The organism is Streptomyces sp. NPDC059875 (assembly GCF_042731085.1).
Taxonomy (GTDB): Bacteria; Actinomycetota; Actinomycetes; order Streptomycetales; family Streptomycetaceae; genus Streptomyces.
Genome location: NZ_JBHWJZ010000009.1, coordinates 128,520 through 142,598, shown reverse-complemented (window position 1 = coordinate 142,598; position 14,079 = coordinate 128,520). Strand labels below are relative to the sequence as shown.

The 14,079-nt window shown below is 67.2% G+C and carries 20 protein-coding genes; 1 reads left to right on the top strand and 19 read right to left on the bottom strand.

Features of this window, described 5'->3' with window-relative positions:
* Window positions 1-113: 113 nt before the first annotated feature.
* The 3 genes from rpsI to ACFV9D_RS14295 form a co-directional block, all read right to left on the bottom strand.
* A complete protein-coding gene (gene rpsI, locus ACFV9D_RS14305) occupies window positions 114-632 on the bottom strand; it encodes a 30S ribosomal protein S9 (protein WP_315891611.1) in 519 nt (172 codons plus the stop codon).
* Between the two features lie 44 nt (window positions 633-676).
* Complete coding sequence (rplM, locus tag ACFV9D_RS14300) at window positions 677-1,120, bottom strand: 50S ribosomal protein L13 (protein WP_260229383.1); 444 nt, start codon at window positions 1,118-1,120, stop codon at window positions 677-679.
* 228 nt (window positions 1,121-1,348) lie between these two features.
* Window positions 1,349-2,971 (bottom strand): ABC-F family ATP-binding cassette domain-containing protein, encoded by a 1,623-nt coding sequence (locus tag ACFV9D_RS14295; RefSeq protein WP_385145157.1) that lies wholly within the window; start codon window positions 2,969-2,971, stop codon window positions 1,349-1,351.
* Between the two features lie 56 nt (window positions 2,972-3,027).
* Here ACFV9D_RS14295 and ACFV9D_RS14290 point away from each other — a divergent pair, with 56 nt between their 5' ends.
* Window positions 3,028-3,942 (top strand): hypothetical protein, encoded by a 915-nt coding sequence (locus ACFV9D_RS14290; protein ID WP_385145155.1) that lies wholly within the window; start codon window positions 3,028-3,030, stop codon window positions 3,940-3,942.
* Here the strand turns inward: ACFV9D_RS14290 and truA are convergent.
* The 16 genes from truA to rpsH form a co-directional block, all read right to left on the bottom strand.
* Window positions 3,913-4,770 (bottom strand): tRNA pseudouridine(38-40) synthase TruA, encoded by an 858-nt coding sequence (gene truA / locus ACFV9D_RS14285; protein WP_385145153.1) that lies wholly within the window; start codon window positions 4,768-4,770, stop codon window positions 3,913-3,915. The genes ACFV9D_RS14290 and truA overlap by 30 nt on opposite strands.
* A gap of 78 nt (window positions 4,771-4,848) precedes the next feature.
* Window positions 4,849-5,343 carry a 50S ribosomal protein L17 gene (rplQ, locus tag ACFV9D_RS14280; RefSeq protein WP_385145151.1) on the bottom strand — a complete coding sequence of 165 codons (495 nt, stop codon included), beginning with the start codon at window positions 5,341-5,343 and terminating at the stop codon, window positions 4,849-4,851.
* A 163-nt stretch (window positions 5,344-5,506) separates the two neighbouring features.
* A complete protein-coding gene (locus ACFV9D_RS14275; RefSeq protein WP_003966937.1) occupies window positions 5,507-6,529 on the bottom strand; it encodes a DNA-directed RNA polymerase subunit alpha in 1,023 nt (340 codons plus the stop codon).
* Between the two features lie 131 nt (window positions 6,530-6,660).
* A complete protein-coding gene (rpsK, locus tag ACFV9D_RS14270; RefSeq protein WP_003956432.1) occupies window positions 6,661-7,065 on the bottom strand; it encodes a 30S ribosomal protein S11 in 405 nt (134 codons plus the stop codon).
* Between the two features lie 66 nt (window positions 7,066-7,131).
* A complete protein-coding gene (gene rpsM, locus ACFV9D_RS14265; RefSeq protein ID WP_005313488.1) occupies window positions 7,132-7,512 on the bottom strand; it encodes a 30S ribosomal protein S13 in 381 nt (126 codons plus the stop codon).
* Between the two features lie 186 nt (window positions 7,513-7,698).
* Window positions 7,699-7,812, bottom strand: coding sequence for a 50S ribosomal protein L36 (gene rpmJ / locus ACFV9D_RS14260; protein WP_003956441.1), 114 nt, complete (start codon window positions 7,810-7,812; stop codon window positions 7,699-7,701).
* Between the two features lie 62 nt (window positions 7,813-7,874).
* Complete coding sequence (gene infA, locus ACFV9D_RS14255) at window positions 7,875-8,096, bottom strand: translation initiation factor IF-1 (protein ID WP_003956442.1); 222 nt, start codon at window positions 8,094-8,096, stop codon at window positions 7,875-7,877.
* A gap of 209 nt (window positions 8,097-8,305) precedes the next feature.
* A complete protein-coding gene (gene map, locus ACFV9D_RS14250; protein ID WP_385145149.1) occupies window positions 8,306-9,142 on the bottom strand; it encodes a type I methionyl aminopeptidase in 837 nt (278 codons plus the stop codon).
* 111 nt (window positions 9,143-9,253) lie between these two features.
* On the bottom strand, window positions 9,254-9,904 hold the full coding sequence (locus tag ACFV9D_RS14245; protein WP_385145147.1) for an adenylate kinase: 651 nt from the start codon (window positions 9,902-9,904) through the stop codon (window positions 9,254-9,256).
* A complete protein-coding gene (secY, locus tag ACFV9D_RS14240) occupies window positions 9,904-11,223 on the bottom strand; it encodes a preprotein translocase subunit SecY (protein WP_385145145.1) in 1,320 nt (439 codons plus the stop codon). The genes ACFV9D_RS14245 and secY overlap by 1 nt, the downstream gene beginning before the upstream one ends.
* 214 nt (window positions 11,224-11,437) lie before the next feature.
* Window positions 11,438-11,893, bottom strand: a complete 456-nt coding sequence (gene rplO, locus ACFV9D_RS14235) for a 50S ribosomal protein L15 (protein WP_361445400.1) — start codon at window positions 11,891-11,893, stop codon at window positions 11,438-11,440.
* A gap of 1 nt (window position 11,894) precedes the next feature.
* Complete coding sequence (rpmD, locus tag ACFV9D_RS14230; RefSeq protein WP_005313525.1) at window positions 11,895-12,077, bottom strand: 50S ribosomal protein L30; 183 nt, start codon at window positions 12,075-12,077, stop codon at window positions 11,895-11,897.
* Complete coding sequence (rpsE, locus tag ACFV9D_RS14225; protein ID WP_015035588.1) at window positions 12,077-12,679, bottom strand: 30S ribosomal protein S5; 603 nt, start codon at window positions 12,677-12,679, stop codon at window positions 12,077-12,079. The genes rpmD and rpsE overlap by 1 nt, the downstream gene beginning before the upstream one ends.
* 46 nt (window positions 12,680-12,725) lie before the next feature.
* The gene (rplR, locus tag ACFV9D_RS14220; protein ID WP_015035587.1) at window positions 12,726-13,109 is read right to left on the bottom strand and encodes a 50S ribosomal protein L18; all 384 of its coding nucleotides are present in this window, start codon (window positions 13,107-13,109) and stop codon (window positions 12,726-12,728) included.
* Window positions 13,110-13,112: 3 nt separating this feature from the next.
* Window positions 13,113-13,652, bottom strand: a complete 540-nt coding sequence (gene rplF / locus ACFV9D_RS14215) for a 50S ribosomal protein L6 (RefSeq protein WP_385145142.1) — start codon at window positions 13,650-13,652, stop codon at window positions 13,113-13,115.
* Window positions 13,653-13,673: 21 nt separating this feature from the next.
* Window positions 13,674-14,072, bottom strand: coding sequence for a 30S ribosomal protein S8 (gene rpsH / locus ACFV9D_RS14210; protein WP_306320973.1), 399 nt, complete (start codon window positions 14,070-14,072; stop codon window positions 13,674-13,676).
* Window positions 14,073-14,079 lie beyond the last annotated feature (7 nt).

The following is a 14,079-nucleotide window of genomic DNA, read 5'->3' as shown; positions in this document are numbered from 1 at the left end:
CCGTTATTACGCCAGAGCTGCCCAGAAAAGGCCCAGGGGGAGGAAAAGACGTACGCCCCGGCAGCACGGGCAGTGCCGCCGGGGCGTACGTGCAAAGCAGACCGAGCAGGCGATTAACGCTTGCTGTACTGCGGGGCCTTACGGGCCTTCTTGAGACCGGCCTTCTTGCGCTCGACCGCACGGTCGTCGCGGGAGAGGAAGCCGGCCTTCTTCAGCGCCGGGCGGTTGTTCTCGACATCCGCCTCGTTCAGCGCACGGGCCACACCGAGGCGCAGGGCGCCGGCCTGGCCGGAGACACCGCCACCCGCGATGCGGGCGATGACGTCGTAGCGGTTGTCGAGCTCGAGCACCTTGAAGGGCTCGTTGACTTCCTGCTGGTGGACCTTGTTCGGGAAGTAGTCCTCGAGCGTACGCCCGTTGATCTTCCACTTGCCGGTGCCCGGAACGATCCGGACGCGGGCGATGGCGTTCTTGCGACGACCCAGGCCGGCGGCCGGCTGCGGGTCACCGAAGCGCGACGCCAGGGACTCCGAGGTGTACTCGCCCTCGACGGGGACCTCGGACTCGAAGGTGGTGACCTCGGCGTAGGTCTCCTCGCCCTCGATGGGGTTCTCAACAGTGGTCTCGGCCACGATTCTCCTCAGATTTCTTTCGTTCTTAGGGGGTGTGGCCGGAACTACTGCGCGACCTGGGTGATCTCGAACGGGACCGGCTGCTGGGCAGCGTGCGGGTGGTTCTCGCCCGCGTAGACCTTCAGCTTCGAGAGCATCTGACGGCCCAGGGTGTTCTTGGGGATCATGCCCTTGATGGCCTTCTCGACGGCCTTCTCGGGGTTCTTCTCCAGCAGCTCGTCGTAACGGACGGAGCGGAGACCACCCGGGAAGCCGGAGTGGCGGTACGCCAGCTTCTGGGTCTTCTTGTTGCCGGACAGGTGGACCTTGTCAGCGTTGATGATGATGACGAAGTCGCCCATGTCCATGTGGGGGGCGTAGACGGGCTTGTGCTTGCCTCGCAGGAGGTTCGCAGCCGTCGTCGCCAGACGGCCCAGGACAACGTCCTGAGCGTCGATGATGTGCCACTGGCGAGTGACATCGCCGGGCTTGGGGCTGTACGTACGCACTTCGTAGCCTTCGCTTCTTCAGTGGATGGAGTCCAGACACACCTGAAGCGATCATGCAGCTGGGGCCTGCACTGCCGGGAACACTGCCCGTATGCGAGCCACTGGTAACTGCTCCAGGGAACCTGCGTAAGGGCCCTTCGCCGTGAGAACGACGAAGCCAATACGCATAACAAACCGCAACACTACCCGCGCCGCCCCCGACGGGTCAAAACGCTGCGAGACACCAGGTCAGCGCGCCCGCTCGACCCGTCGCTCGTCCCAGACCGGTTCGGGCGTCTCGCGGACGACCCCGTCCGAGCCGAAGACCAGGTACCGGTCGAAGGTCTTCGCGAACCAGCGGTCGTGCGTGACGGCGAGCACCGTGCCGTCGTACGACTCCAGACCGTCCTGGAGGGCCTCCGCCGACTCCAGGTCCAGGTTGTCCGTCGGCTCGTCGAGCAGCAGCGCCGTCGTGCCGGACAGCTCCAGGAGCAGGATCTGGAAACGGGCCTGCTGGCCGCCGGACAGCTTCTCGAAGGCCTGGTCCCCTTGCCCCTCCAGCTCGTACCGCCGCAGGACCGACATCGCCCCGCCGCGGTCCTTCGCGTGCTCCGACCAGAGAATGTCCACGAGGGAGCGGCCCTGCAGCTCCGGGTGGGCGTGGGTCTGGGCGAAGTGGCCTGGGACCACCCGCGCGCCCGTCTTCCACAGGCCCGTGTGGGCCACGGACGGATCCCCGGCGAGCAGACGCAGGAAGTGCGACTTGCCCGACCCGTTCGAGCCGAGGACGGCCACCCGCTCCCCGTAGAAGATCTCCAGTGAGAACGGCTTCATCAGACCGGTCAGCTCGAGGTTCTCGCAGGTCACCGCCCGCACACCGGTACGGCCGCCGCGCAGTCGCATCCGGATGTCCTGCTCCCGCGGCGGCTCCGGCGGCGGGCCGGCCTCCTCGAACTTCTTCAGCCGGGTCTGCGCCGCCGCGTACCGGGACGCCATCTCGTGGCTGACCGCGGCCGCCTGCCGCAGGTTGATCACCAGCTTCTTCAGCTGCGCGTGCTTCTCCTCCCAGCGCCGCTTCAGCTCCTCGAAGCGGGCGAACCGCTCCCGCCGCGCCTCGTGGAAGGTCTCGAAGCCGCCGCCGTGCACCCAGACGTCCGAGCCGGCGGGCCCAGGCTCCACCGCGATGATCTTCTGCGCGGCCCGGGCGAGCAGCTCCCGGTCGTGGGAGATGAAGAGCACGGTCTTACGGGTCTCCCGCAGCCGCTCCTCCAGCCACCGCTTGCCGGGGACGTCGAGATAGTTGTCCGGCTCGTCGAGCAGCAGCACCTCGTCGGTGCCGCGCAGCAGCGACTCCAGGACCAGCCGCTTCTGCTCGCCGCCGCTGAGCGTGCGCACCTCCCGGAACTGCGCCTTCTCGTACGGCACGCCGAGCGCCGCCATCGTGCACATGTCCCAGACGGTCTCGGCCTCGTACCCCTGGACCTCGGCCCAGTCGCTGAGGGCCTGCGCGTACGCCATCTGCGCGGCCTCGTCGTCGACCGTCATGATCAGGTGCTCGGCGGCATCGACCGCCTTCGCCGCCTCGCGGATGCGCGGCTGGGCGACCGAGACGAGCAGGTCACGGACCGTACGGTCGTCCCGGACCGAGCCGACGAACTGCGGCATCACGCCGAGACCGCCGCTCACGGTGACCGAGCCGCCGTGCGGCTGGAGCTCCCCGGAGATCATCCGGAGCAGCGTGGTCTTCCCGGCGCCGTTGGCCCCGACCAGGGCGACCACCGCGCCCTCCCCCACCCGGAAGGAGGCGTCCGCGAGCAGGACCCTCCCGTCGGGAAGGTAGTACTCCAGATGCGCGGCCTCGACATGTCCCATGAGGGGCATTGTCGCCGCCGACACCGCCTGCTCCCAACCGGTTTAGGATGCGCGGCATGAGCTTTGGGGGACCGCAGTGGCCACAGGAGCCGCAGCAGCAGGGTCAGCAGCAGCCGTACGGACAGCAGCCGGCGTTTCAGCAGCCCGACCCGTTTCCGGGGGCGCAGGCGCCCGGGACACCGGACTGGGGCGCCCTCGCCGACGCGTCCGCGGCGGGCCGGCGGCGTAAGCGCTGGCTGCTGATCGGCGGCGGCGCGCTCGCCACCCTCGCGGTCGGCGCGATCGTCGCCACGGCCGTGGTGAGCAGCGGGAACGACACCACGACCGGCAAGAACGGCACGGTCACCCCCACTGGCTCCGCCGCGCCCACCGGCTCCCCCACCCCCGAGCCGACGTTCTCCTCCGTGGCGCCGCCACCCCCGCCGAACCCCATGGACTTCATCTCGAACGAGAAGAAGGACAAGGCCCCGCTGAGCGCCGAGGGCCTCTTCCCGGGCAAGAAGCTCACGATGAGCGGGCGCGCCTACACCAAGGGCGCGACCTCGTCGACGACGAACTGCGCGAGCGTCGCGCAGGGCGCCCTCGGCTCGGTCCTGAAGAAGAACGGCTGCGACCGTGTGATCCGCGCCACCTATGTGAAGGACGGGGTCGCGATCACCGTCGGCGTGGCCGTCTTCTCCACCGAGGCGGAGGCGCTGAAGGCGAAGAACCAGGCCAGCGGCGGTATCGCTCCGCTGGCGGGCTCGGGTGTGAGCGACTTCTGCCGCGCGACGGTCTGCCTGCGCCGCGCGAACTCGATCGGCCGGTACGCGTACTTCACCCAGGCCGGTTTCACCAACGGCAAGAAGGTCAGCACGGCGGACAAGGCCGTCTTCCAGGCCAGTGACGACCTGGGCACGTTCGCCTTCAACCAGATCTACGCCCGTGGCCGCACCCAGGCCTCAGCAGCAGCCGGCGCTCCCGGGGAGTGACCGCTTGTTCCTGGCCTCCCGGTTCCGGGCGGCCAGGAGCTCGTCGGCCGGGTAGCCGACCTCTTCGAGGGTGAGCCCGTGCGGCCGTACGACGTGCACCGCCGAGTCCCGTACGCCCGCCGCGAGGACCTTCGCCGGCCACTCGACCGGGCGGTGTCCGTCGCCGACGAAGAGCAGGGCGCCGACGAGCGAGCGGACCATGTTGTGGCAGAAGGCGTCCGCCTTGACGGTCGCCTCGAGGATGCCGCCGGGCCGCCGCTCCCAGCGCAGCTCCTGGAGGGTGCGGATGGTGGTGGCGCCCTCGCGCTTCTTGCAGTACGCCGCGAAGTCGTGCTCGCCGACGAGGCGCTCGGCGGCGGCGTTCATGGCGTCCGTGTCGAGGGTCCAGTCGTGCCACAGGACGTGGCCGCGCAGGAGGGGGTCGACTCCCCCGGGGTTGTCGGTGACGCGGTAGGCGTACCGGCGCCAGATGGCGGAGAAGCGCGCGTTGAACCCCGCGGGGGCCTCGGTGAGCCGCCAGACCCGTACGTCGTGGGAGAGCCGCCCGGCGAGCCGCCTGAGCAGCTTGTCCTGGTGCTCGGCCCACAGCTCGACGGGCAGATCGACGTGCGCGACCTGGCCGCGGGCGTGCACCCCGGCGTCGGTGCGGCCGGCGACGGTCAGCTCGTACGTCTCCTTGGAGCGGGTGACGGTCTTCAGGGCGTCCTCGATGTCGCCCTGGACGGTCCGCTGTCCGTGGGCCTGCTTGGCCCAGCCGGAGAAGTCCTTGCCGTCGTAGGAAAGGTCGAGCCGGATCCGTACGAAGCCGGGCTGCACGTCGTCGCTCACGCGAAAATCCTCTCAGAACACGGGAGCGGGCCCGCACCCCTGGGGGTACGGGCCCGCACACGAGAAACGTCGGAACGCTTACGCGTCCTTCGACTCCTCGGCCGGAGCCTCGGCGGCGTCCTCGACCTTGGTCTCCTCGACCTTGGCCTCGTCGGCCTCCTTGACCGCGCGCTTGGCGGCGGCCTCGGCCTCGGCGACGGTCGCCTTCTTGGCGATCTCGCCCTCGACCAGCTCGATCACGGCCATCGGGGCGTTGTCGCCACGACGGTTGCCGATCTTGGTGATACGGGTGTAGCCACCCGGGCGCTCGGAGTAGCGCGGGGCGATCTCGGTGAAGAGCGTGTGGACGACGCCCTTGTCCGTGATCGTCTGCAGCACCAGGCGACGGTTGTGGATGTCGCCCTTCTTGGCCTTGGTGATCAGGCGCTCGGCGACCGGACGCAGGCGGCGGGCCTTGGCCTCGGTCGTGGTGATGCGGCCGTGCTCGAAGAGGGACTTCGCCAGGTTGGCGAGCAGCAGACGCTCGTGAGCGGCACTGCCACCGAGGCGGGCACCCTTGGCGGGACGCGGCATGGTGTTTCTCCTTGTGATCTGCACCGGCCGTGTGAGGTACCGGTGTCAGTGTCCGAGCGGGCGGTTACCCGTCGGAGACCCGCGCCCCCTAAGGGGCGCGGGGAACTGCGCGACCAGCCGAAACCGGCCCGCAGCAAGAACGGGACCTGTCGGTCCCGAGCTCTTAGTACTGCTCGGTCTCGACGAAGCCCGCGTCCGCGTCGTCGTCGGCGCCGAAGGCGTCGGCGGCGGCGGTCGGGTCGAATCCGGGCGGGCTGTCCTTGAGGGCCAGGCCCATGCCGGCCAGCTTCGCCTTGACCTCGTCGATCGACTTCGCACCGAAGTTGCGGATGTCGAGCAGGTCGGCCTCGGAGCGCGCCACGAGCTCACCCACGGAGTGGATGCCCTCACGCTTGAGGCAGTTGTACGAACGAACGGTGAGCTCGAGCTCCTCGATCGGCAGCGCCAGGTCGGCGGCGAGGGCGGCGTCCGTGGGGGACGGGCCCATGTCGATGCCCTCGGCGTCGATGTTGAGCTCGCGCGCCAGACCGAACAGCTCGACCAGGGTCTTACCGGCGGACGCCATGGCGTCACGCGGGCGCATGGCCTGCTTGGTCTCGACGTCGACGATCAGCTTGTCGAAGTCGGTGCGCTGCTCGACACGGGTCGCCTCGACCTTGTACGTGACCTTGAGCACCGGCGAGTAGATGGAGTCGACCGGGATACGGCCGATCTCCTGGCCCACCTGCTTGTTCTGCACGGCGGAGACGTAGCCGCGACCGCGCTCGACGGTCAGCTCCATCTCCAGCTTGCCCTTGCCGTTGAGCGTGGCGAGCACCAGGTCGGGGTTGTGCACCTCGACACCGGCCGGCGGGGCGATGTCAGCAGCGGTGACCAGGCCGGGACCCTGCTTGCGCAGGTACATCACGACCGGCTCGTCGTGCTCCGAGGAGACGACCAGCTGCTTGATGTTCAGGATGAGGTCGGTGACGTCCTCCTTGACGCCCGGCACGGTGGTGAACTCGTGCAGGACACCGTCGATGCGGATGGACGTGACAGCCGCACCCGGGATCGAGGAGAGGAGCGTACGACGGAGGCTGTTGCCGAGCGTGTAGCCGAAACCCGGCTCCAGGGGCTCGATGACGAACCGCGAGCGGAATTCGTCGACGACCTCTTCGGTCAGCGAGGGACGCTGAGCGATCAGCATGGTGTGAATCCTTCGGTTGTGGACGCCCACTATTTGACGTCCGACAGAGGTACTACCAAGGGTACGGGCGGCACGCCTCCGAAGAGCCGTACCGCCCATCCCTCAAAACAACCGTTGCCGGTCGTCGTGCGTCAGACGCGACGACGCTTCGGCGGACGGCAGCCGTTGTGCGGCGTGGGGGTGACGTCCTGGATCGAACCGACCTCGAGGCCCGTGGCCTGGAGGGAGCGGATCGCGGTCTCGCGGCCGGAGCCCGGACCCTTGACGAAGACGTCGACCTTGCGCATGCCGTGCTCCTGCGCGCGGCGAGCGGCCGACTCGGCGGCCATCTGCGCGGCGAACGGGGTGGACTTGCGCGAGCCCTTGAAGCCGACGTGGCCGGCGGAGGCCCAGGAGATCACGTTGCCCGAGGGGTCCGTGATCGAGACGATCGTGTTGTTGAACGTGCTCTTGATGTGCGCGTGGCCGTGAGCGACGTTCTTCTTTTCCTTGCGGCGCACCTTCTTGGCAGCGCCCTGACGACCCTTGGGGGGCATCTATATCTCCTACGGGAGGTGGTCGGTCCTACAGCGAAGACCGTGTGGTCAAGCGTCCGCTGAGGACTACTTCTTGCCCGGCTTCTTCTTACCGGCGATCGCGCGACGCGGGCCCTTGCGGGTACGCGCGTTGGTGCTCGTGCGCTGACCGTGCACCGGCAGGCCGCGACGGTGGCGGATGCCCTGGTAGCACTGGATCTCGATCTTGCGGCGGATGTCGCCCTGGATCTCGCGGCGGAGGTCGCCCTCGGTCTGGAGGTTGGCGTCCACGTACTCGCGGATCTTGACCAGGTCCTCTTCGGCCAGGTCACGAACGCGGGTGTTCGGGTTCACGCCGGTGGAGGCGAGGATCTCCTTGGACCGGGTGCGCCCGATACCGAAGACGTAGGTGAGTGCGATCTCCACACGCTTTTCGCGCGGGATGTCAACACCGGAAACGCGTGCCATTCAATGGCTCCTGTGTGTTCGGGGGTCTGCCACAGAGCCGCTCCCGGGCCGCCGTATGAGGTACAGCTCGGGTCCCCGGCCCCCACCGGAGGTGCCGCCGACCCTTGCGGGCTGGGCGGGCTCTGCGTATGTACGTATTGCTTGCGTCGCGCGAAGAACTGCGAAATGCAGGTCGGTCGGCGTGCGTCAGCCCTGGCGCTGCTTGTGGCGCAGGTTGTCGCAGATGACCATGACCCGACCGTGACGGCGGATCACCTTGCACTTGTCGCAGATCTTCTTGACGCTCGGCTTGACCTTCATGGGTGTGAGGTTCTCCGGGTCAGTGCCACCACCCGCGCACGGAGGCGGGGTGCGGGCAAGATCTACTTGTAGCGGTAGACGATCCGGCCACGCGTCAGGTCGTACGGGGAGAGCTCCACGACGACCCGGTCGTCCGGGAGGATTCGGATGTAGTGCATCCGCATCTTGCCGGAGATGTGCGCGAGGACCTTGTGACCGTTCTGGAGCTCCACCTTGAACATGGCGTTCGGGAGGGACTCGATCACGGTGCCCTCGATTTCGATGGCACCTTGCTTCTTGGCCACGCTTCGCCTTTCGAATCGGCTACCTTGATCGACTCTCGATCCCGAATGCGGACACACGGGTACACGAGAGCCGACGCATCAGTCTACGTCAGGCCCCTGGAAAAGACGAATCCGGGAAGAATGCCCACCTCGGAAGATCCTTACGCAAGGAGCCACGCCGCAGCACGGGACCACTACGCCAGCGGGTCCGGCGCCGTAGTCCGCCCCAGCTACGCCAGCGGGTCCGGCGCCGCCACGACGCCCAGCTCCGCAAGCTTCGCCTTGCCGCCGTCGGGGGAGGTCAGGACCAGGGGGCCCTCCTCGGTCAGGGCGACCGAGTGCTCCCAGTGGGAGGACCAGGTGCCGTCCGTGGAGACGACCGTCCAGTCGTCCGCCAGAACCTCCGTGTGCGGGGTGCCGAGCGAGACCATGGGCTCGATGGCCAGGCAGAAGCCGGGGACCAGCTTCGGGCCCTTGCCGCGCTTGCGGGAGACGTAGTTCAGCAGGTGCGGGTCCATGTGCATCTCGGTGCCGATGCCGTGGCCGCCGTAGTCCTCGACGATGCCGTACTTGCCGCCGCCCGGCTTCGGCTGGCGACGGATGTACGTCTCGATCGCCCGCGAGATGTCGACCAGCCGGTTGCCGTTCTTCATCGCGGCGATGCCGGCCCACATCGACTCCTCGGTCACCCGCGAGAGCTCGATCAGCTCCGGGGCGTGACCGGAGCCCACGAAGGCGGTGTACGCCGCGTCACCGTGCCAGCCGTCGATGATCGCGCCGGCGTCGATGGAGATGATGTCGCCGTCCTTGAGGACGGTCTTCTCGTCCGGGATGCCGTGGACGACGACCTCGTTCACCGAGGTGCAGATCGTCGCGGGGAATCCGCCGTACCCGAGGAAGTTCGACTTCGCCCCGTGGTCCGCGATCACCTTGCGGGCGACCTCGTCCAGGTCCTTCGTCGTGGCACCCGGCACGGCCGCCTCGCGGGTCGCCGCGTGGATGGCGGCGACGACCAGCCCCGCCTCGCGCATCTTCGCGATCTGCTCGGGGGTCTTGATCTGCACCATCGTGGCAGGGGCCTTTCCATACGAGTACACGGGACAGAACAACGATACGGCCGCGGCGCCCCTCAGGGGCACCGCGGCCGTATCGGCAGCGTCAGTACGTGGGTACCGAGGTCAGTCCTTCTTCAGGGCGGCCATCGCGCGACCCGTGACCTCGTCCACCTTGCCGAGCGCCGAGATCGTCACGACCAGGTTCTGCGCCCGGTAGTAGTCGATGATCGGCTCGGTCTGGGTGTGGTAGACCTCCAGGCGCCGGCGGACGGTCTCCTCGGAGTCGTCGTCGCGCTGGAAGAGCTCGCCGCCGCAGACGTCGCAGACACCCTCGGTCTTCGGGGCGTTGTACGTGACGTGGAAGACATGCGCGCTGTCGTTGCGGCAGATGCGGCGACCCGCGATCCGCTTCACGACCTCGTCCTCGGGGACCTCGAGGTCCAGGACAGCGTCCAGCTGCATGTCCTCGGCCTTGAGAACCGTGTCCAGCGCCTCGGCCTGGGCCACGTTCCGCGGGAACCCGTCCAGCAGGAAGCCGTTGACGGCGTCCGGCTGCTCCATCCGGTCCTTGGCCATCCCGATGGTCACCTCGTCCGGGACAAGGTCGCCGGCGTCCATGTACGCCTTGGCCTTGAGACCCAGCTCCGTGCCCTGACTAATGTTGGCGCGGAACAGGTCACCCGTGGAGATGTGCGGAATGTCCAGGTTCTTGGCAAGGAACGCGGCCTGCGTGCCCTTGCCCGCACCGGGCGGTCCGACGAGGACGATTCGCATCAGCGGAGGAACCCTTCGTAATTGCGCTGCTGGAGCTGGCTCTCGATCTGCTTCACGGTCTCCAGCCCCACACCCACGATGATGAGGATGCTCGTCCCGCCGAACGGGAAGTTGGCATTGGCGCCACCGAAGCCTGCCAACGCCATCGTCGGCACAAGAGCGATCAGACCCAGATACAGCGAGCCCGGCCAAGTGATCCGGTTGAGCACGTAGCTCAGATACTCGGCAGTAGGTCGACCAGCCCGGATACCCGGGATGAAGCCACCATACTTCTTCATGTTGTCGGCAACTTCCTCGGGGTTGAACGAGATCGCCACATAGAAGAAGGCGAAGAACACGATCAGGAGGAAGTACGTCGCGATGTAGTAGGGGTGGTCACCCTTGACGAAGTGGGCTTCGATCCAGGTCTTCCACCCGGCGGTGGAGTTCGAGAACTGCGCGATCAAGGCCGGGATGTAGAGCAGCGACGAGGCGAAGATGACAGGAATCACACCCGCCTGGTTCACCTTGAGCGGGATATAAGTGGACGTTCCGCCGTAGGACCTGCGGCCGATCATGCGCTTCGCGTACTGCACAGGGATACGGCGCTGGGCCTGCTCGACGAAGACGACGAGGCCGACCATCGCGAAGCCCACGAGGATCACGGTGCCGAACTCGATCCAGCCGTCGGCCAGGTCGCCTTCGACCTTGATCTTCCACAGGGCGCCCGGGAAGCCGGCGGCGATGGAGATGAACATCAGGATCGACATGCCGTTGCCGATGCCGCGGTCGGTGATGAGCTCACCGAGCCACATGACGACGGCGGTGCCCGCGGTCATCGTGATGACCATCGTGGCGATGGTGAAGATGGACGGGTCCGGAACGACCTGGTTGGCCACCGTGCAGCCGCTGAACAGCGCACCGCTCTTGGCCGTGGCGACGAGACCGGTGCCCTGGAGGACGGCGAGGGCGATCGTCAGATAACGCGTGTACTGCGTGATCTTGGCGGTGCCCGACTGCCCCTCCTTCTTGAGGGCTTCCAGACGCGGGATCACGACGGTCAGCAGCTGCAGGATGATGCTCGCCGTGATGTACGGCATGATGCCGAGCGCGAAGATGGTGATCTGCAGCAGCGCCCCGCCACTGAACATGTTCACCAGGCCGAACAGGGAGTTGTTGCCCTGGCTCGCCTGGTCGACACACTGCTGGACGGCCTGGTAGCTGACACCGGGTACGGGGATGTGTGCCCCGAGCCGGTACAGCACGACAATGCCGAGCGTGAAGAGCAGCTTCTTGCGCAGGTCGGGCGTCTTGAACGCCCGGGCGAACGCGGTGAGCACGGTGCCTCCTGCGACCCCCGCGCCATGCGCCAGAGGTGACGGTCTTGAGGTTCGACGAATAGGTATCGGTCACGAAAACCGCACGGGCATACCGCACGGAAGCCTAGACAGTGCACGCCACCTTACCGGCGAGTGTGCCCCCCTAGGAACGACCAACCGGGGATGCCCCTTTTGGGAGGCATCCCCGGTCGGATGTTCAGGCCATCGAGTCGTCTCAGACGAGCTCGGTGACGGTGCCGCCGGCGGCGGCGATCTTCTCCTTGGCGGAGCCGGAGACGGCGTCGACCGTCACCTGCAGCGCCACGGAGACCTCGCCGGCGCCGAGCACCTTGACGAGCTGGTTCTTACGAACCGCACCCTTGGCGACCAGATCGGCCACCGTGACCTCGCCACCCTGCGGGTAGAGCGCGGCCAGCTTGTCCAGGTTCACGACCTGGTACTCGGTGCGGAACGGGTTCTTGAAGCCCTTGAGCTTCGGGAGACGCATGTGGAGGGGCATCTGCCCACCCTCGAAGCGCTCCGGAACCTGGTAGCGGGCCTTGGTGCCCTTCGTACCACGACCGGCCGTCTTACCCTTCGACGCCTCACCACGACCCACACGGGTCTTGGCGGTCTTGGCGCCCGGGGCGGGACGGAGGTTGTGGACCTTCAGCGGGTTGTTCTCCGCCATGTCAGTCGACCTCCTCGACCGTCACGAGGTGGCGGACGGTGTGCACCATTCCGCGGAACTCGGGGCGGTCCTCCTTGACGACCACGTCGTTCAGGCGCTTGAGCCCGAGCGAACGCAGGGTGTCGCGGTGGTTCTGCTTGCTGCCGATGTACGACTTCGTCTGCGTGATCTTGAGGCGAGCCATTACGCACCCGCTCCCGCACGTGCACGAAGCAGAGCCGCGGGGGCGACGTCCTCGAGGGGCAGACCACGGCGAGCCGCGATCTCCTCGGGACGCTGCAGGCCCTTCAGGGCCTCCACGGTCGCGTGCACGATGTTGATCGCGTTGTCGGAGCCCAGGGACTTCGACAGGATGTCGTGAACGCCGGCGCACTCGAGCACGGCACGCACCGGGCCACCGGCGATAACACCGGTACCGGGGGAAGCCGGCTTGAGCAGGACGACGCCCGCGGCCTTCTCGCCCTGGATCGGGTGAGGGATGGTGCCCTGGATGCGCGGAACCTTGAAGAAGTTCTTCTTGGCTTCCTCGACACCCTTGGCGATGGCCGCGGGAACTTCCTTGGCCTTGCCGTAACCGACACCTACGGTGCCGTCACCGTCGCCCACCACGACGAGCGCAGTGAAGCTGAAGCGACGACCACCCTTGACAACCTTGGCGACGCGGTTGATCGCGACAACGCGCTCAACGTACGCGGTCTTCTCGGCGGCAGCGCCACCGTCGCGGCCCTTCCGGTCCCGCCGCTCGCCGCCACCGGCACCGCTTCCGCGGCGCTGGGGTCCAGCCATTGGATTTACCTCTCTCTGTTACGTCCGTTAGTCCCGGAACCGGGGCTTAGAACTTCAGCCCGGCTTCGCGGGCGGCGTCAGCCAGAGCGGCAATGCGCCCGGCGTACCTGTTGCCACCACGGTCGAACACGACAGCCTCGACACCCGCGGCCTTGGCGCGCTCGGCGACGAGAGCGCCGACCTGCTTGGCCTGCGCCGACTTGTCACCCTCGCCACCACGGATCGACGCGTCCAGGTTCGACGCGGACGCAAGGGTGTGACCCTTGAGGTCGTCGATGACCTGAGCGGTGATACCGCGGTTGGAACGCGTCACGACGAGGCGCGGACGCTCCGCCGTACCCGACACGTTCTTACGGATGCGGATGTGACGGCGGGCCTTGGCCGCACGCTTGTAAGCGTCGCCCTTGGCGATCTTCACACCGTATGCCATGGCTTACTTACCAGCCTTTCCGACCTTGCGGCGGATGACCTCGCCGGCGTACTTGACGCCCTTGGCCTTGTACGGGTCGGGCTTCCGCAGCTTGCGGATGTTCGCCGCGACCTCGCCGACCTTCTGCTTGTCGATGCCCTCGACCGAGAACTTGGTCGGCGACTCGACCTTGAACGAGATGCCCTCGGGCGCCTCGATCAGGATCGGGTGGCTGTAGCCGAGCTGGAACTCCAGGTTGGAGCCCTTCGCGGCAACGCGGTAACCGACACCGCTGATCTCGAGCGCCTTCACGTAACCCTGGGTCACACCGGTGATCATGTTGGCCACCAGCGTGCGGGACAGGCCGTGAAGGGCCTTGTTCTGACGCTCGTCGTTCGGACGGGTGACGTTGAGAACGCCGTCCTCGCCCTTAACGATGTCGATCGGCGCGGCGACGGTGTGGCTCAGGGTGCCCTTGGAACCCTTGACCGTGACCGTGCGGCCCTCGATGGTGACGTCCACGCCGGCGGGAACCTGGATAGGCAGCTTGCCAATACGCGACATTAGCTATTCCTCCGTTCCCGACTACCAGACGTAGGCGAGGACTTCCCCACCTACGCCCTTCTTGCCTGCCTGCTGGCCGGTCAGGAGACCGTGGGACGTGGAGATGATCGCCACGCCCAGGCCGCCGAGAACCTTCGGCAGGTTGGTGGACTTCGCGTAAACCCGGAGGCCCGGCTTCGAGATCCGCTTGATGCCCGCGATGGAGCGCTCACGGTTCGGACCGAACTTGAGCTCGAGGACGAGGTTCTTGCCGACCTCGGCGTCCTCGACCTTCCAGCCCGTGATGAAGCCCTCCTGCTGGAGGATTTCCGCGATGTGAGACTTGATCTTGCTGTGCGGCATCGACACGGTGTCGTGGTACGCCGAGTTCGCGTTACGCAGACGCGTGAGCATGTCTGCGATCGGATCAGTCATGGTCATGAATTGG

Excerpts from the sequence above, each read along its gene's own strand:
- rpmD (WP_005313525.1), bottom strand. The coding sequence starts at position 12,077 with ATGGCTCGCCTCAAGATCACGCAGACGAAGTCGTACATCGGCAGCAAG.
- ACFV9D_RS14290 (WP_385145155.1), top strand. The coding sequence starts at position 3,028 with ATGAGCTTTGGGGGACCGCAGTGGCCACAGGAGCCGCAGCAGCAGGGT.
- ACFV9D_RS14245 (WP_385145147.1), bottom strand. The coding sequence starts at position 9,904 with ATGCGAATCGTCCTCGTCGGACCGCCCGGTGCGGGCAAGGGCACGCAG.
- ACFV9D_RS14275 (WP_003966937.1), bottom strand. The coding sequence starts at position 6,529 with ATGCTGATCGCTCAGCGTCCCTCGCTGACCGAAGAGGTCGTCGACGAA.
- rplO (WP_361445400.1), bottom strand. The coding sequence starts at position 11,893 with ATGGCGGAGAACAACCCGCTGAAGGTCCACAACCTCCGTCCCGCCCCG.
- rplF (WP_385145142.1), bottom strand. The coding sequence starts at position 13,652 with ATGTCGCGTATTGGCAAGCTGCCTATCCAGGTTCCCGCCGGCGTGGAC.
- rplR (WP_015035587.1), bottom strand. The coding sequence starts at position 13,109 with ATGGCATACGGTGTGAAGATCGCCAAGGGCGACGCTTACAAGCGTGCG.
- rpsM (WP_005313488.1), bottom strand. The coding sequence starts at position 7,512 with ATGGCACGCGTTTCCGGTGTTGACATCCCGCGCGAAAAGCGTGTGGAG.
- rpmJ (WP_003956441.1), bottom strand. The coding sequence starts at position 7,812 with ATGAAGGTCAAGCCGAGCGTCAAGAAGATCTGCGACAAGTGCAAGGTG.
- rpsK (WP_003956432.1), bottom strand. The coding sequence starts at position 7,065 with ATGCCCCCCAAGGGTCGTCAGGGCGCTGCCAAGAAGGTGCGCCGCAAG.
- map (WP_385145149.1), bottom strand. The coding sequence starts at position 9,142 with ATGGTGCAGATCAAGACCCCCGAGCAGATCGCGAAGATGCGCGAGGCG.
- rplQ (WP_385145151.1), bottom strand. The coding sequence starts at position 5,343 with ATGCCGCGTCCCGCCAAGGGTGCCCGCCTCGGTGGCAGTGCCGCTCAC.
- rpsE (WP_015035588.1), bottom strand. The coding sequence starts at position 12,679 with ATGGCTGGACCCCAGCGCCGCGGAAGCGGTGCCGGTGGCGGCGAGCGG.
- ACFV9D_RS14295 (WP_385145157.1), bottom strand. The coding sequence starts at position 2,971 with ATGGGACATGTCGAGGCCGCGCATCTGGAGTACTACCTTCCCGACGGG.
- rpsH (WP_306320973.1), bottom strand. The coding sequence starts at position 14,072 with ATGACCATGACTGATCCGATCGCAGACATGCTCACGCGTCTGCGTAAC.